Below are 26,138 nucleotides of genomic sequence, written 5' to 3' on the forward strand. Positions count from 1 at the left end.
AGCGACCGTAACGTGATGAAGATCGCGACGTTATTATTTATTGAACCGTTGTTTCTTGTTTCTAAAACAGCGTTTTAATTTATTTTATTGCTATTTATTTCGCCGTCATTCTATAAATGGTGGAAATGTGATCGTGGTCGAAACGCTGTTCCGGTTTTTTGAAGCAGCGCCATTTTCAGGGGGAGGGAGGCGACACAACTTCTGGTAGGTGGCTCAATTAGTGTTTGCCCTGGATTAGGATTATTCGTAATAATGATGATTACGGACGTAGTATCTCTCCTTACAACAAGGATATGTTTCTCTGTTTTGCACAACTTTTCCAATTTTGTCAAAGGGATAGGTATGTGCGGCCGTTCACTTTCTAAGATTTATGTATTTGACCGGTGAAACAATTCGCACGCATATTGTTTCCACGCAAATAATTTCGACTTCATCAGCAGCTCAATTAAACGTAACTCACTCACTATGTCATCGATAGATATTAAAAATAATCCGCTTGCCTCCGCGCCGGATTATCCGCTCCTGGATCACCCGCGCGCCGAGTTAGATCTGTTTGCGCTGGTCGCAGTATTGTTCAAAGCCCGTAAGATGATCCTCTCGATCACGGCGCTGTTTATCGTGATGGGCCTGGCGCTCGCCTTTTTGCTGCCGCAGAAATGGACCAGCGAGGCTGTGGTTTCCATTCCGGAAACGCGCCAGTTGATAGAGTTGCAGCGCGTGCTGGTGGATCTTCAGGTGCTGGATGTCGATGCCGCGATTGACGCCGCGTCGCTTGAAAATATGTTCCTGAAAAAATTCGATTCGCGCGCGCTTCAGGAGAAATTCCTGCGCACCTCGCCGTGGGTGCAGGCGCAGGTGAAAGAAGCGCAAAGCGATACCGAAAGCCTGGAGCGCGCCGTTACGCTGGTGGCGCAGCGCATTAAAATGACCTCCAACGATAACCCGAAAGCGCCGACGGCTTCGCCTTACAGCTCCTGGACGCTGAGCTTTACCGCGCCGAAAGCGCAGGACGCGCAGCGCGTGCTAAAGGAATACATCAATTACGCGGCGCTGGCGGTACAACGGCAAGTGCTTGAGAATCTGCGCACGACCATTGAACTGAAAGTGAAATCGGAAGAGAGCCGCCTGATGATTGACCGCAACACGCTGGCTAACGAGCATAAAATCGCGATTCAGCGTCTGAATTATTCGTTGCAGGTCGCGAATGCCGCCGGTATTAAAAAGCCGGTGTACAGCAACGGACAGGCGGTGAAAGACGATCCGGATTACTCGATTGCGCTTGGCGCTGACGGGCTTGCGCAAAAGCTTGCCATTGAGCGCTCGATTACTGATGTCACGGCGCTGAACGCCGCCATTCAGAATCGGGAGTACCGTCTGGCGGAGCTGAAAAAGCTTAACCTGGCCGACGTGGATTTCCAGCCGTTCCACTATCAGATGGCACCTTCGCTGCCGGTAAAAAGCGACGGGCCGGGTAAAGCGCTGGTGCTTATCCTGGCAACGCTAATGGGCTTTATTATCGCCTGTGCGCTGGTGCTGGTGCGCGATGTCATTGCGCAGCGTCAGGTCCACCCGGCGGGCGCTGATACCCTGCTGCCGTGATACTTTTCGCGTGTAAAAAAGCCGCCTCATCGGGCGGCTTTTTTTATGGGCGCGGTTTATTTGAGGAAATCCTCGCGCACCGGCGTGAAGGTGTCGAGCAACGTGCCGGGCGCAATACAGACGCAGCCGTGCATGATGTTCGGCTGTTTATAGAGCGTGTCGCCCGCGCTCACGCGGCGGGTTTCTTCGCCGATGGTGAATTCGAATTCGCCGGAAAGCACATAAGTGAGTTGCTCATGCGGGTGGCAGTGCATCGGGCCGACCGCACCGGCGTCAAAGTTGACTTCTACCGCCATCATTTTACCGCCGTAGGCCAGAATGCGGCGCGTTACGCCATCGCCTACATCTTCAAGCGTCGTGTCTTTATGATAGATAAACATGCCGTGCCTCTGATTTGTGAAACGTTGTTTCATTTAATCTATCCTGGCGAGAAAAAGAAGAGAACGCGGCGCGCCGGGAAATGGCGGGCGGATCACATTTGTTCCGCCCCACGGGCATGTTATAACCGGGAAAGCGCAAAAGGAGGCAACGATGAAAACAGTGGGCTTGCTCGGCGGCATGAGCTGGGAATCAACTATCCCTTACTACCGGTTAATTAATGAAGGCGTCCGTGACCGTCTCGGCGGGCTGCACTCCGCGCAGCTGCTGTTGCACAGCGTCGATTTTCACGACATCGAAGCCTGTCAGGCGAGCGGCGAATGGGATAAGGCGGGCGACATGCTGGCACAGGCGGCGCTCGGTTTAGAGCGCGCCGGTGCGCAGGCGATTGTGCTGTGTACCAATACGATGCATAAAGTGGCGCACCAGATTGAAGCGCGCTGCGCGCTGCCGTTTTTGCATATCGCCGACGCCACGGGACGTGCGATTGCGCAGGCCGGGCTACGCCAGGTCGCGCTGCTCGGCACCCGTTACACCATGGAGCAGGATTTCTACCGCGCGCGGCTGGCGCAGGGGTTCGGCGTGACGTCGCTTATTCCGAATGAATCTGCGCGGGCGCGCATTAACCAGATTATTTTCGACGAGCTGTGCCTTGGCAAAATTACCGCTGAATCAAAACGCTACTACCAGCAGCAGATTGAGCGCCTGGCGGAGCAGGGCGCGCAGGGCGTGATTTTCGGCTGTACCGAAATCGGCCTGTTGCTCGGCGCGCAGGATTGTCCTGTGCCGGTATTCGATACCGCCGCGCTGCATGCCGCCGATGCGGTGAACTTTATGCTGGGCGACCAGGACTCGCCAGCATAGCCTCCAGCGTGTCGCCGAGCCCGGTCATCTGCTGCTGTAAATGTCGGCTGAAGGTTTCGACCAGGGCGGAAGCAGGGCGGTGCAGGGGGCGGATGAGGCTCACTGTGAAGGGCACCGCCACGCTAAAGCGGCGCACCACGATGCCCGTCGCCGCGTAATCCAGCGCCGTCAGCGGGTTCACTATCGAAACGCCGACGCCCGCGCGCACCATCGCGCAAACCGACGCTGCGCTATGGGTTTCCAGCACCATGCGCCGTTGCACGTTATGCTCCTGAAAGAGCGAATCAAGCAGTTGCCGGTAGCTGTCGGTACGCGACAGGCTGATGTAGTTTTCCCCCGCGAAATCGTGCGGCGTAAGCTGTGGTTTATCGGCCAGTGGATGGCCTGCGGGCAGCACGCACACTTCATTTAACGTCAGCAGCGTCAGGCGCTCGGTGCCGGCGGGCGCGGCGGTATTTTCCGTAATGCCCAAATCGTGACGCTGGGCGGAGAGCCACTCTTCAAGCAGCGGCGACTCCTGCGGCACGATATTGAGGCTCACTTCCGGGTAGTTATCCAGAAACGGCTTGAGCAGCAACGGCAACAGCGACTGCGAGAAAACCGGCAGACAGGCGATGGAGAGCTCGCCCTGGCGGAACTGGCGCAGGCTTTCGGCGGCGCTGATGATGCGGTCGAGCCCGTACCAGGAGCGCTGGACTTCTTCAAACAGGCGCAGCCCCTGCACGGTGGGATGCAGCCGTCCGCGGGTGCGGGTAAACAGCGACAGGCCAATCAGTTTTTCAAAGCGCGCCAGCTCGCGGCTGACGGTAGGTTGCGAGGTGCGAAGGAGCGCCGCCGCTTCCGTGAGATTGCCCGCAGTCATGACCGCGTGAAAAATTTCGATATGGCGGAGCGTGACGCCAGACATAGGTGAACCCCTGGTTGTGTGAACAGGCGCCGCTGGCGATCCAGCGGGTGCGCTGCGCTTACCCGCCCTACAAGGACAGATACGTCGCCAGTGGCGAGTTTGCTGCGCTTACCCGCCCTACAAGGACAGATACGTCGCCAGTGGCGAGTTTGCTGCGCTTACCCGCCCTACAGGTTAATTCACGGCATCCAAAAACCATATCATTTTTGCATAGACTCCAGAGAAAACGATATTTTTTCTTCGCTAACGGCTGTGGCGTAATAGCGTTATTCGCTTAAAGGAGTCTCGCCATGCCACGTTCGCTTTATCACACCGACAGCGCCCTTAACGCCGACACGCTGCTGCCGCTGCCTGCGCAGTACGGCGGCCCGGTCTGGGTTTATGACGCGCAGATCATCCGCACGCAAATCGACCGCCTGCGTCAGTTCGATGTCATTCGTTTTGCGCAGAAAGCCTGCTCGAATATTCATATCCTGCGCCTGATGCGCGAGGCGGGCGTTAAAGTGGATTCCGTGTCGCTCGGCGAGATCGAACGCGCTATCGCCGCGGGCTACGATCCGCGCCAGAACCCGGATGACATCGTGTTTACGGCGGATGTGCTGGATGAGGCGACTCTCGCCCGCGTGCATGAACTGGGCGTGCCGGTCAACGCGGGCTCGGTGGACATGCTGGAGCAGCTCGGCGCGGTGTCGCCGGGGCATCGCGTCTGGCTGCGCATCAATCCGGGCTTTGGTCACGGCCACAGCCAGAAAACCAACACCGGCGGCGAGAACAGCAAACACGGTATCTGGTACAGCGATCTCCCGGCCGCGCTGGCGGTAATGCAGCGCTATCAACTGAAGCTTATCGGAATGCACATGCATATCGGCTCGGGCGTCGATTACGGGCATCTGGAGCGCGTATGCGGCGCGATGGTAAGTCAGGTGATTGAGTTCGGGCAGGATCTGGAGGCGATCTCCGCCGGCGGCGGGCTCTCCATTCCTTACCGCGAGGGCGACGAAACCATCGATACCGGCCACTATTTCGGCCTGTGGAACCGCGCCCGCGAGCAGATCGCTGAGCACTTTGGTCACCCGATCAAACTTGAGATCGAGCCGGGGCGTTTTCTGGTGGCGGAAGCGGGCGTGCTGGTGGCGCAGGTGCGCAGCGTGAAAGAGATGGGATCGCGCCATTTCGTGCTGATCGACGCGGGCTTTAACGATCTGATGCGCCCGTCGATGTACGGCAGCTATCACCATATTTCCGCGCTGGCGGCGGATGGGCGCGATTTGCGCGACGCGCCGAGGCTGGACACCGTCGTTGCCGGGCCGCTGTGCGAATCGGGCGATGTGTTTACGCAGCAAGAGGGCGGCAAAGTGGAGACCCGCGCGCTGCCGGCGGTGCGTCCGGGCGATTATCTGGTGCTGCACGATACCGGCGCGTATGGCGCGTCGATGTCATCAAACTACAACAGCCGTCCGCTCCTGCCGGAAGTGCTGCTGGAAAACGGCGAGGCGCGCACCATTCGCCGTCGTCAGACGATCGACGAATTACTGGCGCTTGAGCGTTTTTAACGGCGCGACGGCGTAAGGGCCGGGCGCGACGGAATCCCGCAACACCAGGGTGCCGGTAAACGGCGGGATCGCGGCGAGCGGTTCGTCGCGCGCCAGCCGCACCGCGCTCTCAATCGCGGTGGTTATCATATCTTCGATCGGCAGACAGACCGTCGAGAGCCCCGGCTCAAGCCAGGCGGCGCTCGGCGCGTCGTCGAAGCCAAACAACGACACATCTTCAGGGATACGCAGGCCCGCCTGGTAGAGCGCTTTCGACGCGCCCAGCGCCATGTCGTCGTTGCAGGCGAACAGCGCGCTGAAGCGCACGCCGCGCTCCAGCAGCTCCTGGCAGCGCGCATGGCCGCCGCTCATGCTGGAATCGCCGTTTTTAATCAGCGCCTCGTTCCCTGCGATGCCGTGTTTTTCCAGCGCGCGGCGGTAGCCCAGCAGACGCGCCTGGCCGGTGGGCGTGGCGAGCGACACCGTAATGCAGGCGATCTCCCTGTGCCCCTGTGCAATCAGATATTCCACCGCCTGAAAGGCCGCGTCCTGCTGTTCGAAAAAGACGCAGCGCTCGCGCGCCTGGCTGACGTCGCGGTTGATAATCACCAGCGGCACGGCGGTGTTATCAATCAGCTCCATAATCGCGGTTTCGCTCATATGGCGGGTGTAGAGGACGATAGCGTCGCACTGCCGGTCTGCCAGCATCTGCACGGCTTCCAGCTCACGGGCGGGCGTGTCGTGGCCGTCAGTGACGATAAGCTGCTTGCCATGCGCCTCGGTCTGGCGCGACGCCTGCTGCAACAGACGCCCGAAGTAGAAGCCGTTAAAGCTCGATACCACCAGACCAATGCTGTTACTGGTGCGGTGCGCCAGCGATCGGGCCAGCAGGTTAGGGCGGTATCCCAGTTCTTCCATTGCCCGAAAAACCTGCGCGCGGGTGCTCTCTTTCACCTGACCCGTGTTATTGAGCACGCGTGAAACGGTCGCTTTGGAAACGCCTGCCCGAACTGAAACATCCCGCATTGTCACCATTTCCTTCGCTCCCGTTGTCGTCGTGATTCGATGGAGTTTAACACACAAGCCGGGCGGCAACCGGGCCGCCCCGCGCGTCTGGCGGTCGTTCAGATGCCAGCTGATTCTGGTATGCCAAATAGGGCTATTTTGAATATTTGGAATACCAATGGCCGTTTGTGGGAGAAACGTCACAGATAATTACGCCGGGCGATCCTATTTTTTGGCATACCAAAAAAGGTATTCAGCGGTAACCTTTCCGATAAAAAAGCCACATTCAAAGAGGGCACACCCTATGGCGTTCCAGGAAAAGTTGATCGATTCTCTGGGCAGTTTCGCAACAAAATTCAACAGTTACCGCTATATCATGGCCATCAAGGCGTCGTTTATTACGCTGATGCCCGTGATCATCGTCGGCGCTTTTTCGGTACTGATCTCCAACATGGTGCTGGATCCGAAAAACGGACTGGCGAGTTTCCAGTCGCTGGCATTTCTCTCGGCGCTCAAGCCCATCACCAGCGCCATTAACTACGCGACGCTGAATTTCTTAAACATTGGCGCGGTGTTTTTAATCGGCATCGAACTTGGGCGTATCAACGGCATCAAGACGCTTTTCCCCGGCCTGCTGGCGGTGATCTGCTTTATCTGCGTGACGCCGACCACGGTCGAAATGCTGGTGGATGGCGAAATGCACCTGGTGAAAGATGTGCTGCTGCGCCAGTTCTCCGACACCCGTAGCCTGTTCCTTGGGATGTTTATCGCCATTCTGTCCGTTGAGATCTACACCTGGCTTGAGCATCGCGACGGGCTGAAAATTAAAATGCCCGATACCGTGCCGCCGAACGTCTCGGCGTCGTTCTCAGCGCTGATCCCGGCGATCATCACGACTACCGCGATCGCCACGTTCGGTTTTGTGTTCCATCAGGTGACCGGCATGTATCTCTACGACGCGGTTTATCAGGTGGTGCAGCAGCCGCTGGAGCGCGTGGTGCAGAGCCTGCCGGGTATTCTGCTGCTGATGTTTGTCGCCCAGCTCTTCTGGGTGATCGGCATTCACGGCAACCAGATGATTAAGCCCATCCGCGAACCGCTGCTGCTCGGCGCGATTACCGTCAACATGAGCGCCTTTGAGCAGGGCAAAGAGGTGCCGAACATCATCACTATGCCGTTCTGGGATGTGTATATGAGCATCGGCGGCTCCGGGCTGACCATTGGCCTGCTGATCGCGGTGATGATCGCCACCAAACGCAAAGAGATGAAAGAGATAGCCAAGCTCTCGTTTGGCCCTGGCATTTTCAACATCAACGAACCGGTGATTTTCGGGATGCCGATTATGCTCAACCCGATCCTGGCGGTGCCCTTTATCATCACGCCGCTGGTAACGGGCTCGATTGGCTATTTCGCAACGGTCATGGGTTTCGCCGGGAAAGCCGTCGTCATGGTGCCCTGGACCACGCCGCCGCTGATTAACGCCTGGCTCTCCACCGCAGGCTCGATGGGCGCGGTCGTCACGCAGCTGGTCTGTATTCTGGTGTCCATTCTTATCTATCTGCCGTTTGTGAAAATTGCGTCACGCCGCGCGGAGCAGGCGCAGGCAGAAGCCACCCGCGTTGAAACCGCGAAAAACGTATGAGGGCCGCATGAGCGAAAAAACTCTCGCCATTCCGCAGGATTTCATTCTCGGCGCGGCCTCGTCGGCCTGGCAGACCGAAGGATGGAGCGGTAAAAAACCGGGCCAGGACTCCTGGCTTGATCTCTGGTATCAAAACGATCGCCATGTGTGGCACGACGGCTACGGACCGGCGGGCGCGACCGACCTTATCAACCGCTACGAAGAAGACGTGGCGCTGATGAAACAGGCGGGGCTGACGCACTACCGCACGTCGATTAACTGGTCGCGCTTTTTCACCGATTATGAAAAAGGCATCGTCGATGAAGAGTACGCGGCGTATTACGACCGTTTTCTGGACGCGATCAGGGCGGCAGGCGTCGAACCGATGATCTGCCTTGAGCATTACGAGTTGCCGGGCTATCTCTTTGAAACTTACGGCGGCTGGTCGTCTAAAAAAGTGGTCGAGCTGTTTGTGCGCTACGCCGAAAAAGTCTTTGAGCGCTACCACCAGAAAGTGTCGCGCTGGTTTACCTTCAACGAGCCGATTGTGGTGCAGACGCGTGTCTATCTCGACGCGCTGCGCTGGCCATATGAGCAGAACACCGCGACCTGGATGCAGTGGAACCACCATAAAACGCTCGCTACCGCGAAAGTGGTCCGCCTGTTTCGCGAGAAAGGCTACGCGGGCAGCGTGGGGGCTATTCTGAACCCGGAGGTGACTTATCCGCGCTCGCGGGCGCCGCACGATGTCAACGCCGCCGAACGCTACGATCTCTTCTATAACCGCGTATTCCTGGACCCCTTAGTGAAGGGCATGTATCCGCCTGAGCTGGTGCAATTGCTTGAGGAACACGGCGTGGCGTGGGAGTACAGCGAAGAGGAGCTTGCGATCATTCGCGACAACACCGTGGATGAACTTGGCATCAACCTTTACTACCCGCATCGCGTCAAAGCGCCGTCGCGCGCCTGGCATCCACAAACGCCGTTCCATCCGGCGTATTACTACGAGCCGTTCGAGCTGCCGGGGCGACGAATGAACACATCGCGCGGCTGGGAGATCTACCCGCGCATCATTTACGACATGGCGATGCGGCTCAAAAATGAGTACGGCAATATTCCGTGGTTTGTCGCGGAGAGCGGGATGGGCGTTGAAAACGAAGCGCAGTTTCGCAACGCCGACGGCGTAATTGAAGATGACTACCGTATCGGGTTTATCGGCGAGCACCTGTACCAGACGCTGCTGGCGCGCGAGGCGGGCGCGAACTGTCAGGGCTATATGCTGTGGGCGTTTACCGACAACGTCTCGCCGATGAACGCCTTTAAAAACCGCTATGGCCTGGTCGAGATTGACCTTGAGCGCCAGCGCGCCAGACGCGCGAAAAAATCGCTGCACTGGTACAGGCGCCTGCGCGAGTCGCGCACCCTGACCCTCACGATTGATGATGAATGGAAATAAGGAACCGCTGATGAAACGTATCGTACTGTGCTGTTCCGCCGGCATGTCTACATCGCTGGTGGTCACGAAAATGGAAAAAACCGCCGTCGAGCGCGGGCTTGACCTGAAAATCTACGCCATCCCCGAGCAGAATCTGCGCGATGAATTAGAACAGCACGGCAGCGACATTCAGGCGGTGCTGCTGGGGCCGCAGGTGCGCTTTAAGCTTGCGGAAAATAAAAAATTGACCGACGAGCACCAGATCCCGATCGCGGTCATTGATTCTGTCGCTTATGGCACGCTTAACGGCGCGAAAGTTCTCGATCAGGCGTTATCTCTGGTAATCTAACGCGCCGCGAAGCCGCCTTGCGGCACGCGAAATTGGGTCCATTCAGAGCACAGGTGATCACGTGGAGAAGGCAGTCGTTCCGCCGGAGAAAAAGCAGTATCAGGAGATTGGTGAGGATCTGCGCGCGCAAATTATCCAGGGCCACTACCCGGTCGGCTCCCGTCTTCCGCCGGAGCGCAATATCGCCGAGAAATATGGCGTCAGCCGCACCATTGTGCGCGAAGCGCTGCTGATGCTGGAGTTGCAGGGCACGGTGGATATTCGCCAGGGCTCCGGGGTGTATGTGATGCGCATTCCGGCAGAGCACGAAGCCGAAGAAGAGCGCTTTTTTTCAAGCGATATCGGCCCGTTTGAAATGCTTCAGGCGCGGCAACTGCTGGAGAGCAACATCGCCGCGTTCGCCGCGAAGATGGCCACCAAAGCGGATATCGACAATCTGCGGCGGATACTGGAGCAGGAACAGCGCGCTATCGCCATGAACGACACCACGCAGGACAACAACAAGCTGTTTCATCTGGTGCTGGCGGGCGCGTCGCAAAACCAGATGCTGCTGGCGACGGTCGAAAGCATCTGGCATCACATGGACAGCAGCCCGCTCTGGCAGCAACTGCGCGCCCATATCGAAACCCGCGCGCATCGCCTTAAATGGCTTGGCGATTACCAGACGATCCTCGCGGCGCTGCGCCGTCGCGACGTGATGGGCGCCTGGCAGGCGATGTGGCAGCATCTGGAGAATGTGAAAAACAGCCTGATGGAGCTTTCCGATGCCGATGCGCCCGATTTCGACGGCTATCTGTTTGAGTCGGTGCCGATTTTCCAGGGAAAACTGCAATGACTATCGTGCCGTTGTATCAGGCCCCGCAGCATGCGGAGCAAGTGACTGACTGGCTCTGGCAGGCGTTCGGGGCATCAATGCCGCGCGCGTTTTTTGCAAGCATTGTGACGCACAGCCAGACGGCAGGACAACTGCCGCTGACGTTTGTGGCGATCGACGGCGAACGGCTGCTCGGCACCGTGGGGCTGTGGCGCTGTGATTTGATAAGCCGTCAGGATCTTTTTCCGTGGCTGGCGGCGCTCTATATCGACGAGGCGCAGCGCGGCAAGGGGCTTGGCGGAGCGTTACAGCGCGCGGTGATGGACTACGCGCGCCAGCACGGTTTTCAGGAGCTGTTTCTCTACTCCGCCTGCCGGGATTACTACGAGCGTTTCGGCTGGGCGTATATCGGCGACGGTCTGGACTATCCTGACCAGACCGTGCATCTCTATCGCTACGATTTATCCGTTTCGGCGGGCGCCACCACCGAGTGACGGCGCACCAGCGTCGGGGTAAAGATATTGGTAATTTCCGGCGGCGGGAGGTTATCCGCCAGCGCTAACGCGAGTTCCGCCGCCTGGGTCGCCATGGTGACGATCGGGTAGCGGATGGTCGTCAACCGCGGGCGCACATAGCGCGACACCAGCACGTCATCAAATCCAATCAGCGAAATCTCCTGCGGCACCGCGATGCCGTTATCGTTCAGTACGCCCATCGCGCCCGCCGCCATCGAATCGTTATAACAGGCCACGGCGGTAAACTGTTTCCCCTGACCGAGCAGCTCAGTCATCGCCTGTTCGCCGCCGCTTTCATCCGGCTCAGCCCAGGCGACCAGCCGGTCGTTGCAGGGTAAGTCATGTTCGCGCAGCGCGTCGTAGTAGCCCTGTAAACGATCCTCGGCATCCGAAATCGCATGATTTGAACAGAGATACCCGATGCGCGTATGGCCCTGCTGAATCAAATGCCGTGTGGCAAGCCAGGCGCCGTAGCGGTCGTCGAGCGCCACGCAGCGTGCTTCAAAGCCCGGCAGAATACGGTTTATCAATACCATGCCGGGGATCTGCTTCATCAGTGGAATGAGATCTTCGTCAGGAATGGTTTTGGCGTGCACCACCAGCGCCGCGCAGCGGTGGCGAATCAGTTGCTCAATTGCCTGACGCTCTTTCTGTTCACTGTGGTAGCCGTTACCGATAAGCAGGAAATTCCCGGTGTGGTAGGCCACCTGTTCGACCGCTTTCACCATCGCTCCGAAGAACGGATCCGAGACGTCGCCCACCACCAGGCCTATGGTTTCCGTGGTTTGCTGGGCCAGCGCCCGGGCGTTGGCGTTAGGGTGATAGTTGAGCTGTTCCATGGCGCTCAGCACCGCCTGGCGGGAGGCGTCACTGGCTTTGGGGGAGTCGTTAATAACGCGGGAGACTGTAGCAACAGACACTCCCGCAAGCCGCGCAACATCCTTAATAGTCGGCATTCAGTACCTTCAGGGGTAAGCGTTTACACTACGGTAAGTGTTACGGAAAAGCGCAGCCACTTCAAGCCACATGCCGGGTGAGCGGGCGCTTGCTCACAAAAGCCAGGTAATGAATTAAGGAGCGCGTGCCCGCGGATGTAACGAGAAAAAGCCAAATAATTTCAGATAAAACCTTTAGTTACACTTTGCGAAGGGCTGTTGCGATTGCTGGCTGGCGGGTAGCGCTCGCGGGTTGCTACATTTGAGATCCCAGAGGTATTGATAGGTGAAGTCAGCGTCTTAGCTGATCACAACACTTACACCAACCTGCGCGGATGCGCAGGTTTTTTTTTGCCTCTTTTCCGCCCGGCAAACACTATTGCGCCCGTGAATTTTATCACCACATCTATTCATCACGCCCGGCCTGCCAATTTCTCCTGTCGCCCCTCTTCGCCGAGTCGTGTAATCTGCGATAACTATACTTAACCCTCGCTAAAGGAAAACAAAGGGCGTTGATATGGTTTTAAAATTCTTTCGTTGGCTGTTCCGTTTGCTCTTTCGCATCCAGGTATACGGAGATACCGGGCCGCTGACTCAGCAGCGCGTTCTGATCACGCCAAATCACGTTTCGTTCCTTGATGGCGCGCTGATGGCGCTTTTCTTGCCTGTCCGCCCGGTATTCGCGGTCTACACCTCTATCAGCCAGCAGTGGTATATGCGCGCGCTGAAGCCGCTTATCGATTTCGTACCACTCGACCCGACCAAGCCGATGTCAGTTAAACAGCTGGTGCGTCTGGTCGGCGAGGGGCGTCCGGTGGTGATTTTCCCGGAGGGGCGTATCTCCATCAGCGGCTCGCTGATGAAAATCTACGAAGGCGCGGGCTTTGTGGCGGCGAAATCGCAAGCCACGGTCATCCCGGTGCGTATCGAAGGCGCGGAGCTCACGTTTTTCAGCCGCCTGAAGGGGCTGGTGAAACGCCGCGTGTTCCCCCGTATTTCCATTCATATCCTGCCGCCGACCAGCATCCCGATGCCTGACGCGCCGAAAGCGCGCGACCGCCGCAAAATGGCGGGCGAAATGCTGCATCAGGTCATGATGGAAGCGCGCATGGCGGCGCGCCCGCGCGAAACGCTGTTTGAAGCGCTCATCAACGCGCAAAAGCGCTACGGCGAGGGCAAAAATTGTCTGGAAGATATCAACTTCACGCCGGACACCTACCGCAGCCTGATGATGAAAACGCTGTTCGTGGGGCGCATTCTTGATAAATACAGCGCGCCGCGCGAGGCCATCGGCCTGATGTTACCGAACGCCAGCATCAGCGCCGCGGTGATTTTCGGCGCGGTTATGCGCGGGCGAATTCCGGCGATGATGAACTACACCGCTGGCGTGCAGGGGCTGACCAGCGCGATTACGGCCGCGCAGATCAAAACCATTTTCACCTCGCGCCAGTTCCTGGATAAAGGCAAGCTCTGGCATCTGCCGGAGCAAATCACTTCCGTGCGCTGGGTCTTCCTGGAAGATCTGAAAGGCGAAGTCACGGCGAAGGACAAAGCGTGGATCTTCGCGCATCTGCTAATGCCGCGCCTGGCGCAGGTGGAGCAGCAGCCGGAAGACGCGGCGCTGATCCTCTTTACCTCAGGTTCAGAAGGCAACCCGAAAGGCGTGGTGCACAGCCATAAGAGCCTGCTCGCGAACGTTGAGCAGATCCGCACCATCGCGGATTTCACCGCCGACGACAAATTTATGTCGGCGCTGCCGCTGTTCCACTCTTTTGGTCTGACGGTTGGGCTGTTCACGCCGCTGCTGACCGGCGCGGAAGTGTTCCTCTACCCAAGCCCGCTGCACTACCGCGTGGTGCCGGAGCTGGTGTATGACCGCAACTGTACGGTGATTTTCGGCACGTCGACCTTCCTCGGGCACTATGCACGCTTCGCGCATCCGTACGATTTCCATCTGGTGCGCTATGTCGTAGCCGGTGCCGAGAAGCTGCAAGAGAGCACCAAACAAATCTGGCAGGATAAATTCGGCCTGCGCATTCTGGAAGGCTATGGCGTGACCGAATGCGCGCCGGTGGTGTCTATTAACGTGCCGATGGCGGCGAAGCCGGGCACCGTCGGGCGTATTCTGCCGGCGATGGACGCGCGTCTGGTGGAAGTGCCGGGCATTGAGCAGGGCGGGCGTTTGCAGCTGAAAGGCCCGAACATCATGAAAGGCTATCTGCGCGTGGAAAACCCGGGCGTGCTGGAAGCGCCGGCGGCGGAAAACCCGCAGGGCGTCAGCGAGCCAGGCTGGTATGACACGGGCGATATCGTCGCTTTCGACGAGCAAGGCTTTGTGCAGATCCAGGGGCGCGCCAAACGCTTTGCCAAAATCGCGGGCGAGATGGTGTCGCTTGAGATGGTCGAAGGCCTGGCGCTGGCGGTCTCGCCGGAGAAAATGCACGCCACGGCGATTAAACACGATGCCGCGAAAGGCGAAGCGCTGGTGCTTTTCACCACCGATCCGGAGCTGAACCGCGAGAAACTGGCGCAGCAGGCGCGCAGTAAAGGCGTTCCGGAGCTGGCCGTGCCGCGTGATATCCGTTTCCTTAAACAGCTGCCGTTACTGGGCAGCGGCAAGCCGGATTTCGTGACGCTGAAAAAAATCGTCGACGAAGAAGAGGCCCACCATGCCTGATTCGCACATCCAGAACGGATCGCTGTTTTCACGGGGAATGATGGCGGTTATCGCCGCGCAGTTTCTCTCGGCGTTTGGCGATAATGCGCTGCTGTTCGCCACTCTTGCGCTGCTTAAGCAGCAGCTCTACCCGGAATGGAGCCAGCCGGTGCTGCAGATGGTATTCGTCTGCGCCTACATCCTGCTGGCGCCGTTCGTGGGCCAGGTGGCGGACAGTTTCTCCAAAGGGCGAGTGATGATGGTCGCCAACGGCCTGAAGCTGCTCGGCGCGGTGCTTATCGTCTTCGGCGGCAACCCGTTTGCCGGTTATACGCTGGTGGGCGTTGGCGCGGCGGCGTATTCGCCCGCCAAGTACGGCATTCTCGGCGAGATAACGACCGGCGACCGTCTGGTGAAAGCGAACGGCCTGATGGAGTCGTCGACGATCGCGGCGATCCTGATTGGCTCCATGGCTGGCGGTATGCTGGCGGACTGGCACGTGGGCGTAGCGCTTGGCGTTTGTGCGTTGGCCTACGCGGGCGCGGTGGGCGCGAACCTGCTGATCCCGAAACTGGGCGCCGCGCGGCCTGGTCAGTCGTGGCGCTTCGGCCCGATGACGCGCAGCTTCTTTAATGCCTGCCGTACGCTGTGGCATAACGACGAAACCCGCTTCTCGCTGGTTGGCACCAGCATGTTCTGGGGCGCGGGCGTGACGCTGCGTTTTCTGCTGGTGCTGTGGGTGCCGGTAGCGCTCGGCATCACCGATAACGCCACGCCGACCTACCTGAACGCGATGGTGGCGGTCGGTATAGTGGCGGGCGCGGGTGCTGCGGCGAAACTGGTGACGCTGGAGCGCGTGTCGCGCTGTATGCCTGCGGGCATTCTGATTGGCGTCGCGGTTATCTTCTTCTCGCTCCAGCAGGCGGCGCTGCCAGCTTATCTGTTGCTGCTGCTGATAGGCTTTTTCGGCGGGTTCTTCGTGGTGCCGCTCAACGCGCTGTTGCAGGAGCGCGGTAAGCGTTCCGTTGGCGCTGGCAATGCGATTGCGGTGCAAAACCTCGGCGAGAATACCGCGATGTTGCTGATGCTGGGGCTCTATTCGCTGGCGGTGAAACTCTCGCTGCCGGTGGTGGGGATTGGCGTCGGCTTCGGCGCGATTTTCGCGCTGGCTATCGCCGGGCTCTGGCTGTGGCGACGTAAGCAGTAAAAAAAGACCCGCTCCGGCGGGTCTTTTTACATCGACTGCTGATGATGAAGCAGCGCTTACGGCGCCGGGTAGGTATAGACCTGATGCACCGCTTCCAGCTCCGCCAGCACGTCTTCGTTAAGCGTCACATGCAGGCTTTCGACGTTGGTTTTCAACTGTTCCATCGTTGTCGCGCCAAGCAGCGTGCTCGCCACAAACTGCTGCTGGCGCACGAACGCCAGCGCCATCTGCGCCGGATCGAGCCCGTGACGTTTCGCCACATCGACATACGCCGCCACCGCTTTTTGCGACTGCTCGCTGCTGTAGCGCGTAAAACGGCTGAAGAGCGTATTGCGCGCGCCAGCGGGCTTCGCGCCGTTCAGGTATTTACCGGTCAGCGTGCCGAATGCCAGCGCGGAATAGGCGAGCAGCTCCACGCCCTCAAACTGGCTCACTTCGGCCAGACCTACTTCAAAGCTACGGTTCAGTAAGCTATACGGGTTCTGGATAGTGACGATGCGCGGCAGATCGTGTTTATCCGCCAGATGCAGGTAGCGCATCACGCCAAAGGCGGTTTCATTCGAGACGCCGATATAGCGGATTTTCCCGGCACGCTGGAATTCCGCCAGCGCTTCCAGGGTTTCCAGCAGCGTGACGACCGGCGCGCTGTCGCTCCAGGTATAGCCCAGCTTGCCAAAGCAGTTGGTCGGGCGCTGCGGCCAGTGCACCTGATAGAGATCGAGATAATCAGTCTGTAAACGTTTCAGGCTGGCGTCGAGCGCGTCGCGGATATTTTTACGATCCAGCGTCTGGTTAGGGCGGATTCCGCTGTCGCTATTGCGGCTCGGGCCGCTGACTTTGGAGGCGATCACCAGCTTCTCGCGGTTCGCGCGTTTCTTCAGCCAGTTGCCGACATAGGTTTCCGTCAGGCCCTGCGTTTCGGGGCGCGGCGGGACGGGATACATTTCGGCGACATCAATGAGGTTTATGCCCTGGCTTACCGCGTAATCGAGCTGTTCATGGGCGTCGGCCTCGCTGTTTTGTTCACCAAAGGTCATGGTTCCCAGCCCCAGCGTGCTGACTTCAAGTGAGCTATGAGGGATACGGTGATAATGCATAGCCGGCCTACCTTCTGTTGTTCAGTCCGCGTCAGGCCATTCCTGACAAAGGAATATAAACATGGCAGAGGGGAGACAAAAGGAAAAGAGGGAAGGGAGAAAAAACCAAAAGGTCAGCGCGATGCTGACCTTTTATTTAACGCTCAATGATTTGCGAAACCTGGTCGCGGTTAATCTGCATCTCGTTACCCTGTGGGTCGCGATAGCTGACCAGCCCGGTTTCGTCATCGACCTGCGGTTTGCCTTCAGTCAGGATCATCCGGCCATCTTTGGTCGCCATGACGTAATCACTGCTACAGCCTGAAACCGCGAAGGCCAATCCGACGGCAGAAATTGCTACAGCCCATTTTTTCATTGTTTTTCGCCTCATCAGGAAGGGGTCCACGTAGAGTCTAGTAAAAAGCAGCGAGGCGGCGTGAAAAAGCAGCAAATTCTTAAAAGCACTGGGGAATAAATAAAAACGCCCCCGAAGGAGCGTCCGTATTACAGCGGTTTTTTCTTGTTGCGCAGCAGATTGAGGCTTTCCACGGCGATGGAGAAAAACATCGCGAAGTAAATGTAGCCTTTCGGCACGTGAATATCGAAGCTCTCCAGCATCAGGGTGAAGCCCACCAGGATCAGGAAAGAGAGCGCCAGCATCTTCACGGACGGATGTCGCTCGACAAACTCGCCGATAGGGCGTGCCGCGAACATCATCACACCCACGGCGATAACCACCGCCGCCATCATAATAAACAGATGATCGGAGAGACCGACTGCGGTAATAACTGAATCCAGGCTGAAGATAATATCCAGCAGCATGATCTGGAAGATGGCGCCAAAGAAAGAGTGCACATTAGTTTTCAGGCCTTCTTCTTCGCCTTCGATCGTTTCGTGGATCTCTTTACTGGCTTTCCAGATAAGGAACAGGCCGCCCAGCAGCAGGATCAGATCCCGCATCGAGATAGCCTGATCGAACACGGTAAACAGCGGGTTAGTGAGCCTCACGACCCAGGCGATCGACGCCAGCAGCGCGAGGCGCATAATCATCGCCGCGCCGAGGCCCATTTTACGGGCCAGCGCCTGCTGAGACTTCGGCAGTTTCGCCACGACCAGAGAGAGAAAAATGATATTGTCGATCCCAAGCACAATCTCCAGCAGCGTCAGCGTACCGAGCGCCAGCCAGGCGTTGGGATCTGTTATCCATGCAAACAACATTCAAAAAGTCCTGCTCAAAGAAACAAAACGCTAATTATATGCGTCTGCGCATGGCTGTTGACAAAAATTTAAGGCGTTCATAACAAAAAATGACGCGCCAGCAGGGCGGCGGTAAAGTTTTTCTTCAGGTAAAAGCCGCGCGGCAGCGTCAGTATCGGCTCGCCATGCGCGCCAAACGCGGGCGTCAACGCTTTGCTGTTGGCGGCTTTTGGACGCAGCTGCAACACCTCTCCGTGACGCGCGGTAATGCGCTCCACCTGCCCGAGCACAATCAAGTCCATCAACTCTTCCCAGTCGCGACGCAGCTGATCGTCTTCCTGCGGCGACGGGCTCCAGAGCAGCGGCGCCCCAACGCGTCGCACGGCCAGCGGAATTTCACGCTCGCCCTCCACCGGCACCCACAACACGCGCCGGAGCTTATGACGCACGTGGCTGGTTTCCCATGTCACGCCCGTATTGCCGGTCAGCGGGGCGACGCACACAAACGTGGTCTCAAGCGGGCGCCCCTGGCTGTCTATCGGGATCGTTTTTAGCTCCACGCCAAGCGCGGCGAAGTCTTGTTCCGGTTTACTGCCTGCGCTCGCACCGAGCCAGCGCTCCAGCAGTACGCCGATCCAGCCTTTATCGCGACGCAAATCGGGAGGCGTTTCGAGCCCCGCCAGCGCCGCCAGCTCGCCAAGCGTCAGCCCCGCTAACTGCTGCGCCTGATGCAGCAACTGCGCTTCATCGACGGGCGGTTGAGTAAGAGGAGCGAGGAATGCCATAACTATTACCTTTTGTTTAAAAAATGAACAGCAAAAAGCGTGCTTGTGGAAAGAGTTTACCTGCTTGTTAGCAAACGAGACAATCCTATGATTTAAAATGCTTTTTATTCTAAAAAAAGATTTCCTGCGCGGCGGAAAATGAGGTTGTTCAATTATGGTCACCGACAATAAACAGGATCTTACACCAGTTTATCCACAGAAAAATGGGATAACTGTGTAAATCCCCTACTACTGTTTCGATTTACAGCCTTGACGGACGGGGAAAACCGTCTTTTTCAGCAAATTGTGACTAAGTTATTGGCATAATCTGTGGATAAAAACGACGCTGGTCGATCTTTCGTCAGAGTAAGGATCGTGAGTGTGATGATCGTCACATTGCAGGGTGAATATCACGCTTTTTTAATTTTAATCGTTTGAATAGAAATAAAATTTTCTCTATAAGAATTATCCTTGATGATAAGTTGTTTTGGGTTTTCCCTGGGAAATAAGACACTTCTTCACAAAGATATCCACAGAAAAAGTGAATAAAAGCGGGCTTCTGCCGCTTCCCCTGTTTATAACCCCGCATATTTTTGTGAGTTATTCAAATGTTATTCCTGTGCGCACCCGCTAACAGAGTGGTTTACCGTCAATGAGGAGTATGAAACAATCGTTACTATCCAGGTTTATTTTGAGGTAGTCCGGTGATCGATGATGATGGCTACCGCCCGAATGTTGGTATCGTGATCTGTAATCGTCAGGGGCAGGTAATGTGGGCCAGACGTTTTGGTCAGCACTCCTGGCAATTCCCGCAAGGCGGCATTAATCCTGGCGAGTCGGCGGAGCAGGCGATGTACCGCGAGCTTTTCGAAGAGGTCGGTTTACAACGAAAAGATGTGCGCATCCTTGCCACAACCCGAAACTGGTTACGTTACAAATTACCAAAACGTTTGGTGCGTTGGGACACAAAGCCGGTATGTATCGGCCAGAAACAAAAGTGGTTTCTTCTGCAGTTAATGAGCAACGACGCCGATATCAACATGCAAACCAGCAGTACGCCAGAATTTGACGGCTGGCGGTGGGTGAGCTTCTGGTATCCGGTGCGCCAGGTGGTCTCTTTTAAGCGCGATGTATATCGTCGGGTCATGAAGGAGTTCGCAAGCGTTGTGATGCCGATGCAGGAGAGCGCGCCACCGCAGCGTAATCCTTCGCCTGCCTGGCGACGTAAAAGAGGTTAAGCCACGCAAATTATGCTCACCCGGTTGCGAGAAATAGTCGAGAAAGTGGCCAGCGCCCCGCGCCTCAACGAGGCGCTGGATATTCTCGTTACGGATATCTGTCTTGCGATGGATACCGAAGTTTGTTCGGTTTATCTCGCCGACCATGACCGGCGTTGCTATTACCTCATGGCAACCAAGGGGCTGAAAAAGCCGCGCGGGCGTACCGTGACGCTGGCCTTTGACGAAGGCATCGTCGGGCTTGTCGGACGTCTCGCCGAGCCGATTAACCTCGCGGACGCGCAAAAACACCCGAGCTTTAAATACATTCCCGCTGTGCGCGAAGAGCGTTTTCGCGCCTTTCTCGGTGTGCCGATTATTCAACGCCGCCAGCTGCTTGGCGTTTTAGTCGTTCAGCAGCGCGAGCTGCGCCAGTATGACGAGAGCGAAGAATCCTTCCTGGTGACGCTCGCCACCCAGATGGCGGCTATCCTGTCGCAATCTCAGCTTACCGCGCTGTTTGGCCAGTACCGTCAGACGCGTATCCGCGCGCTCCCGGCCTCGCCGGGCGTGGCGATTGCGCAGGGCTGGATGGACGCCACGCTGCCGCTCATGGAGCAGGTGTATGAAGCCTCAACGCTCGATACCGGGCTTGAGCGCGAACGCCTGACCACCGCGCTCGAAGAAGCCGCTGGCGAATTCCGCCGCTACAGCAAACGCTTCGCCGCAGGCGCGCAGAAAGAGACGGCGGCGATTTTCGATCTCTACTCGCACCTGTTGTCCGACGCGCGGCTGCGTCGCGAACTCTACGACGAGGTGGATAAAGGTTCAGTCGCCGAGTGGGCGGTCAAAAAGGTTATCGAGAAATTCGCCGAGCAGTTTGCCGCGCTGACCGATGGCTATATGAAAGAGCGCGCCGGCGATCTGCGCACGCTCGGACAGCGCCTGCTGTTCCATCTCGACGATAACATCCAGAGCCCAAATACCTGGCCGGAGCGTTTTGTGCTGGTGGCGGATGAGCTTTCCGCCGCGACGCTCGCCGAGCTGCCGCAGGACCGGCTGATGGGCGTTGTCGTGCGCGACGGCGCCGCCAACTCTCATGCCGCTATCATGGTGCGCGCGATGGGTATCCCGACGGTCATGGGCGCGGATATCCAGCCTGCTGTGCTGCATCACCGTATGCTGGTGGTGGATGGTTATCGCGGCGAATTGCTGGTCGACCCAAGCCCGGTGCTGTTTCATGAATATCAGCGGCTGATTAGCGAAGAAAACGAACTTAGCCGGATCGCCGAAGATTATGTCGAGCAGCCCGCCTGTCTGAAAAGCGGCGAACGGGTACAGGTCATGCTGAATGCGGGCCTGAGCCCGGAGCATGAAGAGAAACTGGGCAGCCGTATCGACGGTATCGGCCTCTACCGCACCGAAATCCCGTTTATGCTGCAAAGCGGTTTTCCCTCCGAAGAAGAGCAGGTGGCGCAGTACCAGGGCATGTTGCAGATGTTTAACGACAAGCCGGTGACGCTGCGTACGCTCGATGTCGGTGCGGATAAACAACTGCCCTATATGCCCATCAGCGAAGAAAACCCGTGTCTCGGCTGGCGCGGTATCCGCATTACGCTCGATCAGCCGGAGATCTTTTTGATCCAGGTGCGCGCCATGCTACGCGCCAATGCCGCGACCGGTAATCTCAGCATTCTGTTGCCGATGATCACGAGCATCGATGAAGTGGATGAGGCGCGTCGGCTTATCGATCGCGCCGGCCGCGAAATGGAAGAGATGCTTGGCTACGAGATCCCTAAACCCCGGCTCGGCGTGATGGTGGAAGTTCCGTCAATGCTCTTCATGCTGCCTCACCTGGCAAGCCGCGTTGATTTTATTTCCGTCGGCACCAACGACCTTACCCAATACCTGCTGGCGGTAGATCGCAATAACACGCGCGTCGCCAGCCTCTATGACAGTCTCCACCCGGCTATGCTGCGCGCGCTGAAAATGATCGCCCTTGAGGCGCAACGGCTCGGCATCGACCTCTGCCTGTGCGGCGAAATGGCAGGCGACCCGATGTGCGTCGCGCTGCTGGTCGGCATGGGCTATCACCATCTCTCAATGAACGGCCGCTCGGTCGCGCGCGTGAAGTATCTGCTGCGACATATCACGCTGGAAGAAGCCGAAACGCTCAGCGGACGCAGCCTCGAATCGCAATCCGCCACCGAAGTACGCCATCAGGTCGCGGCATTTATGGAGCGCCGCGGCATGGGCGGCCTGATTCGCGGCGGCCTGTAGCGCGGCGATAACAGGTCGTGCTCTTACATATCTTTTACAACTTCGTGTCCTCGCCCACGCTGGGCTTTATGCTATGATCCGCTGCCTCAGGAGCGTCCGGAAAAGGGCGCAGCATCTCACCCGCTGTCCACTTTCAGCGGGATAACAACAGGTTTTGGTGACAGATGAATAGTGGCTATCTGCATTTTCCCGATTTTGATCCGGTAATCTTCTCCCTTGGGCCGGTTTCGCTTCACTGGTACGGGCTGATGTATCTTGTGGGCTTTGTATTCGCCATGTGGCTCGCCGTTCGTCGCGCTAATCGCCCCGGCAGCGGCTGGACGAAAAACGAAGTTGAAAACCTGCTCTATGCGGGCTTCCTCGGCGTCTTCCTTGGCGGCCGCATCGGTTATGTCCTGTTTTACAACCTGCCGCTGTTCCTCGAAAATCCGCTCTACCTGTTCCGCGTCTGGGATGGCGGGATGTCTTTCCACGGCGGGCTCATCGGCGTTATCTGCGTGATGATCTGGTTTGCGAAACGCACTAAACGTAACTTCTTCCAGGTGTCGGATTTTATCGCGCCGTTGATCCCGTTCGGGCTTGGCGCTGGCCGTCTGGGTAACTTTATTAATGGTGAGCTGTGGGGGCGCGTAGATCCGAGCTTTCCGTACGCTATGCTTTTCCCGGGCTCGCGTAGCGAAGATATCAGCCTGCTGGCCTCGCACCCGGAATGGCAGTCTCTGTTTAATACCTACGGCGTACTGCCTCGCCATCCGTCGCAGCTTTATGAGCTGTTCCTGGAAGGCATCGTGCTGTTTATCATTCTGAACCTGTTTATCCGTAAACCGCGGCCGATGGGCGCTGTCTCCGGCCTGTTCCTGATTGGTTACGGCGCATTCCGTATCATCGTTGAATTTTTCCGCCAGCCGGACGCGCAGTTTACCGGCGAGTGGGTGCAGTACATCAGCATGGGGCAAATCCTCTCCATTCCGATGATCGTCGCGGGCGCAGCCATGATGGTCTGGGCTTATCGCCGCCGCCCACAGCAGCAACTTTCGTGAGACGCCATGAAACAGTATCTTGAACTGATGAACAAAGTGCTCCATGAGGGAGCACAAAAAGATGACCGTACCGGCACCGGGACGCTCTCTATTTTCGGCCACCAGATGCGTTTTAACTTGCAGGAAGGCTTCCCGCTGGTTACCACTAAACGTTGTCATTTACGCTCCATCATCCATGAGCTGCTCTGGTTTCTGAAAGGCGATACCAATGTCGCTTATTTACATGAAAACAACGTCACCATTTGGGACGAATGGGCAGATGAGAACGGCGATCTGGGCCCGGTTTACGGCAAGCAGTGGCGCTCCTGGACGGCCCCCGATGGCCGTCATATCGACCAGCTTGAAACCGTCATTAACCAGCTAAAAAACGATCCGGACTCGCGCCGTATCATTGTTTCCGCCTGGAACGTCGGCGAGCTGGATAAAATGGCGCTGGCGCCTTGCCACGCGTTTTTCCAGTTCTACGTAGCGAACGGCAAGCTTTCTTGCCAGCTCTACCAGCGTTCCTGCGACGTGTTCCTCGGCCTGCCGTTTAACATCGCAAGCTACGCGCTTCTGGTGCATATGATGGCGCAGCAGTGTGACCTCGAACCTGGCGATTTCGTCTGGACCGGCGGTGATACGCACCTCTACAGCAATCACCTGGAGCAGGCTCGTTTGCAGCTCACTCGCGAGCCGCGTCCGTTACCGAAGCTGATTATCAAGCGTAAGCCGGATTCGCTCTTCGATTACCGCTTCGAAGATTTCGAAATCGAAGGTTACGATCCCCATCCGGCCATTAAAGCGCCCGTCGCGATTTAACGCTTACCCTGCCATAACCGACGCTTCTCCGCGTCGGTTTTTTTATGCCCGTTATTCATTCTTCGGCACGTCTTCCAGCCTTTCTGCAAGCCCATGCAAATATGCCTATTTCTTTCGAGATGTCTTCCGGTTTCGCTGACAGGCGCTGGTCACGTTTACCGGCAGTGGCACACTTGCGCCATGAAAAGAAAACAGCAGGGCTATAGCCTGATTGAAGTCATGGTAGTGCTGGTCATCGTTATCAGCATGAGCGCAGCAGGCGTTTATGGCTGGCAGCGCTGGCAAAACCAGCAACGTTTATGGCAGACCGCGCAGCAAACGCGGGATTTTCTTGAGCAGCTCAGGGAGGACGCTAACTGGCGTAACGTCGATCACAAACTCTGGTTACAGCGCGGCCCTGAGGGCTGGTGCCTCGGAACGCAGACGAATGTTGAGCAGGCGTGCCGGAAAGGCGCTAAGGATCAGTTTTCACCACCCTGGTCAGAGGTGGAGATTGGCGAGATGACGCCAGGGCTGGCCTTTTTTGGCCTACGTAATACGGCCTGGCCCGGGCATATCATTTTGAAAAGCCAGGCAGCTGAGTGGCGGATCATTATTTCGGTCTGGGGACGTATCCGGTTATGCGAGCCGGGGGAAGGAACATCATGCGTGTAAAAGAGAAAGGATTTTCTCTGCTTGAGGTGCTGATTGCGCTTGGCATAAGCAGCGTGTTGTTAATCGGCGCGGCCAGACTGCTCCCTGCGTTGCAGCTCGGCGTACTGCGTCAGGCGCAACAAACCTTGCTCCAGGAGGAGCTGTGGCAACTGGCATTTACGATAGGAAAACAGATACAGCGGGCTGGATATTGCTACGGCGGTTGCCAGAGCCTCGCGCTGGAACTCAATAGCGAAGGGAACTGCTTGCTGGTGCAGTGGGATGCGAACAGCAATGGACGCTTTGAAGGCGCGCCTTCTTCGGAGGCGGAGCAGACCGGGTATCGCTTACGCGACGGCAGCCTGGAGACGCAACGGGGCGCCACGTCCTGTGAGGGTAAAGGATGGGAAAAAATGACTAACCCCGCCATGGTGCGTATCGACAGGTTTCAGATTCAGGAAAAACGGCGGCCCGGTTTTGCCCCACTGTTTACCGTGGCATTACGTGCAACGATGCTTCGCTATCACGGGGACCCAGTGGCCGTTGAACATAGCGTCAGCGGGTTTAATTTATGAATGCCAGGGAGAAAGGCATGTCGACCATTGCTATGGTTCTGGCTCTGCTGCTGTTAGGTAGTCTGATGCTGGGGGGATTGCAGCAGCAACTGGACAGTCGTTTTGGTCGCGCGGCAAACGAGAGCGCGGCTATCAAAGCGTTTAACGACGCGCTCTCAGCGCTGGCGCTGTTGCAACGCCAGCACTGGCAGTTTACGCCGCAGTGGCAATGCCAGACGCTGCCTGAGGTGAACGGTCGCGCCTGCGTCAGGCAAATGCAATCGTATCTGCTGGTCGCAGCGCAGGGCGTGCAGGAAAACACGTCCTCTCTCACGCTCTGGCGCTGGGCGCAGGCTGACGGAGAGCGGCTACGTTTTATGCCGCATGGCTGGAGCGACTTTTGTCCGCTCGCGGAGGCGAAGCAATGCCAGCTTCCGTAATCCGTCAGCGTCAGGCTGGGTTTAGCCTGCCGGAAGTGCTGGTTTCGCTGGTGTTGTTCATCATCATCATCGGGGCGTTAACAGGGTACTACCAGGTACTGGCGCAAGGGTTTCTTAACCAGTGGCATTATCGACAGCTCTGGCGTTTTGCGAGCCAGCAGGCAGAAATCAGCCCGCCGCCCTTGCCTGACGGCTGGAAAGCGACGCGGGTGGAGACTTCCGGGGCGGGATGTGTCAGCATTTCGGTTATTGTGTCGAGCCCCGGGGGCAGGCAAGGGCAGTTAAAACGTTTACATTGCCCCTCAGAAGAGCAGTAGTC

26 protein-coding genes are annotated in these 26,138 nt (G+C 57.5%); 18 read left to right on the plus strand and 8 right to left on the minus strand.

Features of this window, described 5'->3' with window-relative positions:
• The first annotated feature begins 465 nt into the window (after positions 1 to 465).
• Positions 466 to 1,599: an LPS O-antigen length regulator Wzz(fepE) gene (gene wzz(fepE) / locus AB8W27_RS03950; protein ID WP_015742352.1), complete on the plus strand. Its 1,134-nt coding sequence runs from the start codon at positions 466 to 468 to the stop codon at positions 1,597 to 1,599.
• A gap of 56 nt (positions 1,600 to 1,655) precedes the next feature.
• On the opposite strand, the gene AB8W27_RS03955 is transcribed toward wzz(fepE), so the two are convergent.
• Positions 1,656 to 1,979 carry a cupin domain-containing protein gene (locus AB8W27_RS03955; RefSeq protein ID WP_015742351.1) on the minus strand — a complete coding sequence of 108 codons (324 nt, stop codon included), beginning with the start codon at positions 1,977 to 1,979 and terminating at the stop codon, positions 1,656 to 1,658.
• 151 nt (positions 1,980 to 2,130) lie between these two features.
• Between AB8W27_RS03955 and AB8W27_RS03960 the strand changes: the two genes are divergently transcribed.
• A complete protein-coding gene (locus tag AB8W27_RS03960; RefSeq protein WP_015742350.1) occupies positions 2,131 to 2,841 on the plus strand; it encodes an aspartate/glutamate racemase in 711 nt (236 codons plus the stop codon).
• Here the strand turns inward: AB8W27_RS03960 and AB8W27_RS03965 are convergent.
• A complete protein-coding gene (locus AB8W27_RS03965) occupies positions 2,810 to 3,748 on the minus strand; it encodes a LysR family transcriptional regulator (RefSeq protein ID WP_041923887.1) in 939 nt (312 codons plus the stop codon). The two genes, AB8W27_RS03960 and AB8W27_RS03965, sit on opposite strands and share 32 nt — an antisense overlap.
• Positions 3,749 to 4,038: 290 nt before the next feature.
• On the opposite strand from AB8W27_RS03965, the gene lysA reads away from it, so the two are divergent.
• A complete protein-coding gene (gene lysA / locus AB8W27_RS03970) occupies positions 4,039 to 5,301 on the plus strand; it encodes a diaminopimelate decarboxylase (RefSeq protein WP_015742348.1) in 1,263 nt (420 codons plus the stop codon).
• On the opposite strand, the gene AB8W27_RS03975 is transcribed toward lysA, so the two are convergent.
• Positions 5,278 to 6,315: a LacI family DNA-binding transcriptional regulator gene (locus AB8W27_RS03975; RefSeq protein ID WP_032806772.1), complete on the minus strand. Its 1,038-nt coding sequence runs from the start codon at positions 6,313 to 6,315 to the stop codon at positions 5,278 to 5,280. The two genes, lysA and AB8W27_RS03975, sit on opposite strands and share 24 nt — an antisense overlap.
• Positions 6,316 to 6,589: 274 nt before the next feature.
• Between AB8W27_RS03975 and AB8W27_RS03980 the strand changes: the two genes are divergently transcribed.
• The 5 genes from AB8W27_RS03980 (at position 6,590) to AB8W27_RS04000 (ending at position 10,998) form a co-directional block, all read left to right on the plus strand.
• The gene (locus AB8W27_RS03980) at positions 6,590 to 7,927 is read left to right on the plus strand and encodes a PTS sugar transporter subunit IIC (RefSeq protein WP_041923886.1); all 1,338 of its coding nucleotides are present in this window, start codon (positions 6,590 to 6,592) and stop codon (positions 7,925 to 7,927) included.
• 7 nt (positions 7,928 to 7,934) lie between these two features.
• A complete protein-coding gene (locus tag AB8W27_RS03985) occupies positions 7,935 to 9,362 on the plus strand; it encodes a glycoside hydrolase family 1 protein (protein WP_041924201.1) in 1,428 nt (475 codons plus the stop codon).
• A gap of 10 nt (positions 9,363 to 9,372) precedes the next feature.
• A complete protein-coding gene (locus tag AB8W27_RS03990; protein WP_041923885.1) occupies positions 9,373 to 9,690 on the plus strand; it encodes a PTS sugar transporter subunit IIB in 318 nt (105 codons plus the stop codon).
• Between the two features lie 61 nt (positions 9,691 to 9,751).
• The gene (locus AB8W27_RS03995; protein ID WP_004385941.1) at positions 9,752 to 10,525 is read left to right on the plus strand and encodes an FCD domain-containing protein; all 774 of its coding nucleotides are present in this window, start codon (positions 9,752 to 9,754) and stop codon (positions 10,523 to 10,525) included.
• Entirely contained in the window at positions 10,522 to 10,998 is a 477-nt protein-coding gene (locus tag AB8W27_RS04000) for a GNAT family N-acetyltransferase (protein WP_015742342.1), read from the plus strand. The genes AB8W27_RS03995 and AB8W27_RS04000 overlap by 4 nt, the downstream gene beginning before the upstream one ends.
• On the opposite strand, the gene galR is transcribed toward AB8W27_RS04000, so the two are convergent.
• Entirely contained in the window at positions 10,959 to 11,975 is a 1,017-nt protein-coding gene (galR, locus tag AB8W27_RS04005; protein WP_007700864.1) for an HTH-type transcriptional regulator GalR, read from the minus strand. The genes AB8W27_RS04000 and galR overlap by 40 nt on opposite strands.
• A 496-nt stretch (positions 11,976 to 12,471) precedes the next feature.
• On the opposite strand from galR, the gene aas reads away from it, so the two are divergent.
• Both aas and lplT read left to right on the plus strand, forming a co-directional pair.
• Positions 12,472 to 14,631 (plus strand): bifunctional acyl-ACP--phospholipid O-acyltransferase/long-chain-fatty-acid--ACP ligase, encoded by a 2,160-nt coding sequence (gene aas / locus AB8W27_RS04010; protein WP_041923884.1) that lies wholly within the window; start codon positions 12,472 to 12,474, stop codon positions 14,629 to 14,631.
• Positions 14,624 to 15,817, plus strand: coding sequence for a lysophospholipid transporter LplT (gene lplT, locus AB8W27_RS04015; protein ID WP_015742340.1), 1,194 nt, complete (start codon positions 14,624 to 14,626; stop codon positions 15,815 to 15,817). The genes aas and lplT overlap by 8 nt, the downstream gene beginning before the upstream one ends.
• A 56-nt stretch (positions 15,818 to 15,873) precedes the next feature.
• On the opposite strand, the gene AB8W27_RS04020 is transcribed toward lplT, so the two are convergent.
• From AB8W27_RS04020 to mutH, 4 genes are all read right to left on the minus strand, one after another.
• Positions 15,874 to 16,914: an NADP(H)-dependent aldo-keto reductase gene (locus tag AB8W27_RS04020; RefSeq protein WP_015742339.1), complete on the minus strand. Its 1,041-nt coding sequence runs from the start codon at positions 16,912 to 16,914 to the stop codon at positions 15,874 to 15,876.
• A 136-nt stretch (positions 16,915 to 17,050) separates the two neighbouring features.
• Positions 17,051 to 17,269 (minus strand): YgdI/YgdR family lipoprotein, encoded by a 219-nt coding sequence (locus AB8W27_RS04025; RefSeq protein ID WP_007763807.1) that lies wholly within the window; start codon positions 17,267 to 17,269, stop codon positions 17,051 to 17,053.
• A 128-nt stretch (positions 17,270 to 17,397) separates the two neighbouring features.
• Positions 17,398 to 18,111 (minus strand): TerC family protein, encoded by a 714-nt coding sequence (locus tag AB8W27_RS04030; RefSeq protein ID WP_015742338.1) that lies wholly within the window; start codon positions 18,109 to 18,111, stop codon positions 17,398 to 17,400.
• A 77-nt stretch (positions 18,112 to 18,188) separates the two neighbouring features.
• Complete coding sequence (gene mutH, locus AB8W27_RS04035; RefSeq protein WP_041923883.1) at positions 18,189 to 18,875, minus strand: DNA mismatch repair endonuclease MutH; 687 nt, start codon at positions 18,873 to 18,875, stop codon at positions 18,189 to 18,191.
• Positions 18,876 to 19,558: 683 nt separating this feature from the next.
• On the opposite strand from mutH, the gene rppH reads away from it, so the two are divergent.
• From rppH to AB8W27_RS04075, 8 genes are all read left to right on the plus strand, one after another.
• Positions 19,559 to 20,092 carry an RNA pyrophosphohydrolase gene (gene rppH / locus AB8W27_RS04040; RefSeq protein WP_007724422.1) on the plus strand — a complete coding sequence of 178 codons (534 nt, stop codon included), beginning with the start codon at positions 19,559 to 19,561 and terminating at the stop codon, positions 20,090 to 20,092.
• Positions 20,093 to 20,104: 12 nt separating this feature from the next.
• A complete protein-coding gene (gene ptsP / locus AB8W27_RS04045; RefSeq protein WP_041923882.1) occupies positions 20,105 to 22,351 on the plus strand; it encodes a phosphoenolpyruvate--protein phosphotransferase in 2,247 nt (748 codons plus the stop codon).
• A 164-nt stretch (positions 22,352 to 22,515) separates the two neighbouring features.
• Positions 22,516 to 23,391 (plus strand): prolipoprotein diacylglyceryl transferase, encoded by an 876-nt coding sequence (gene lgt, locus AB8W27_RS04050; protein WP_007763790.1) that lies wholly within the window; start codon positions 22,516 to 22,518, stop codon positions 23,389 to 23,391.
• A 6-nt stretch (positions 23,392 to 23,397) separates the two neighbouring features.
• Positions 23,398 to 24,192, plus strand: coding sequence for a thymidylate synthase (gene thyA, locus AB8W27_RS04055; protein ID WP_015742334.1), 795 nt, complete (start codon positions 23,398 to 23,400; stop codon positions 24,190 to 24,192).
• A gap of 180 nt (positions 24,193 to 24,372) precedes the next feature.
• Positions 24,373 to 24,846 carry a prepilin peptidase-dependent protein gene (locus tag AB8W27_RS04060; RefSeq protein ID WP_015742333.1) on the plus strand — a complete coding sequence of 158 codons (474 nt, stop codon included), beginning with the start codon at positions 24,373 to 24,375 and terminating at the stop codon, positions 24,844 to 24,846.
• Positions 24,837 to 25,400: a prepilin peptidase-dependent protein gene (locus AB8W27_RS04065; protein WP_015742332.1), complete on the plus strand. Its 564-nt coding sequence runs from the start codon at positions 24,837 to 24,839 to the stop codon at positions 25,398 to 25,400. The genes AB8W27_RS04060 and AB8W27_RS04065 overlap by 10 nt, the downstream gene beginning before the upstream one ends.
• Before the next feature lie 17 nt (positions 25,401 to 25,417).
• Positions 25,418 to 25,819: a DUF2509 family protein gene (locus tag AB8W27_RS04070; RefSeq protein WP_015742331.1), complete on the plus strand. Its 402-nt coding sequence runs from the start codon at positions 25,418 to 25,420 to the stop codon at positions 25,817 to 25,819.
• The gene (locus AB8W27_RS04075) at positions 25,804 to 26,136 is read left to right on the plus strand and encodes a prepilin-type N-terminal cleavage/methylation domain-containing protein (protein ID WP_015742330.1); all 333 of its coding nucleotides are present in this window, start codon (positions 25,804 to 25,806) and stop codon (positions 26,134 to 26,136) included. Before AB8W27_RS04070 ends, AB8W27_RS04075 begins: the two co-directional genes overlap by 16 nt.
• Positions 26,137 to 26,138 lie beyond the last annotated feature (2 nt).

The sequence above is a fragment of the Cronobacter turicensis genome (genome assembly GCF_041222865.1).
GTDB classification, from domain to species: Bacteria; Pseudomonadota; Gammaproteobacteria; order Enterobacterales; family Enterobacteriaceae; genus Cronobacter; species Cronobacter turicensis.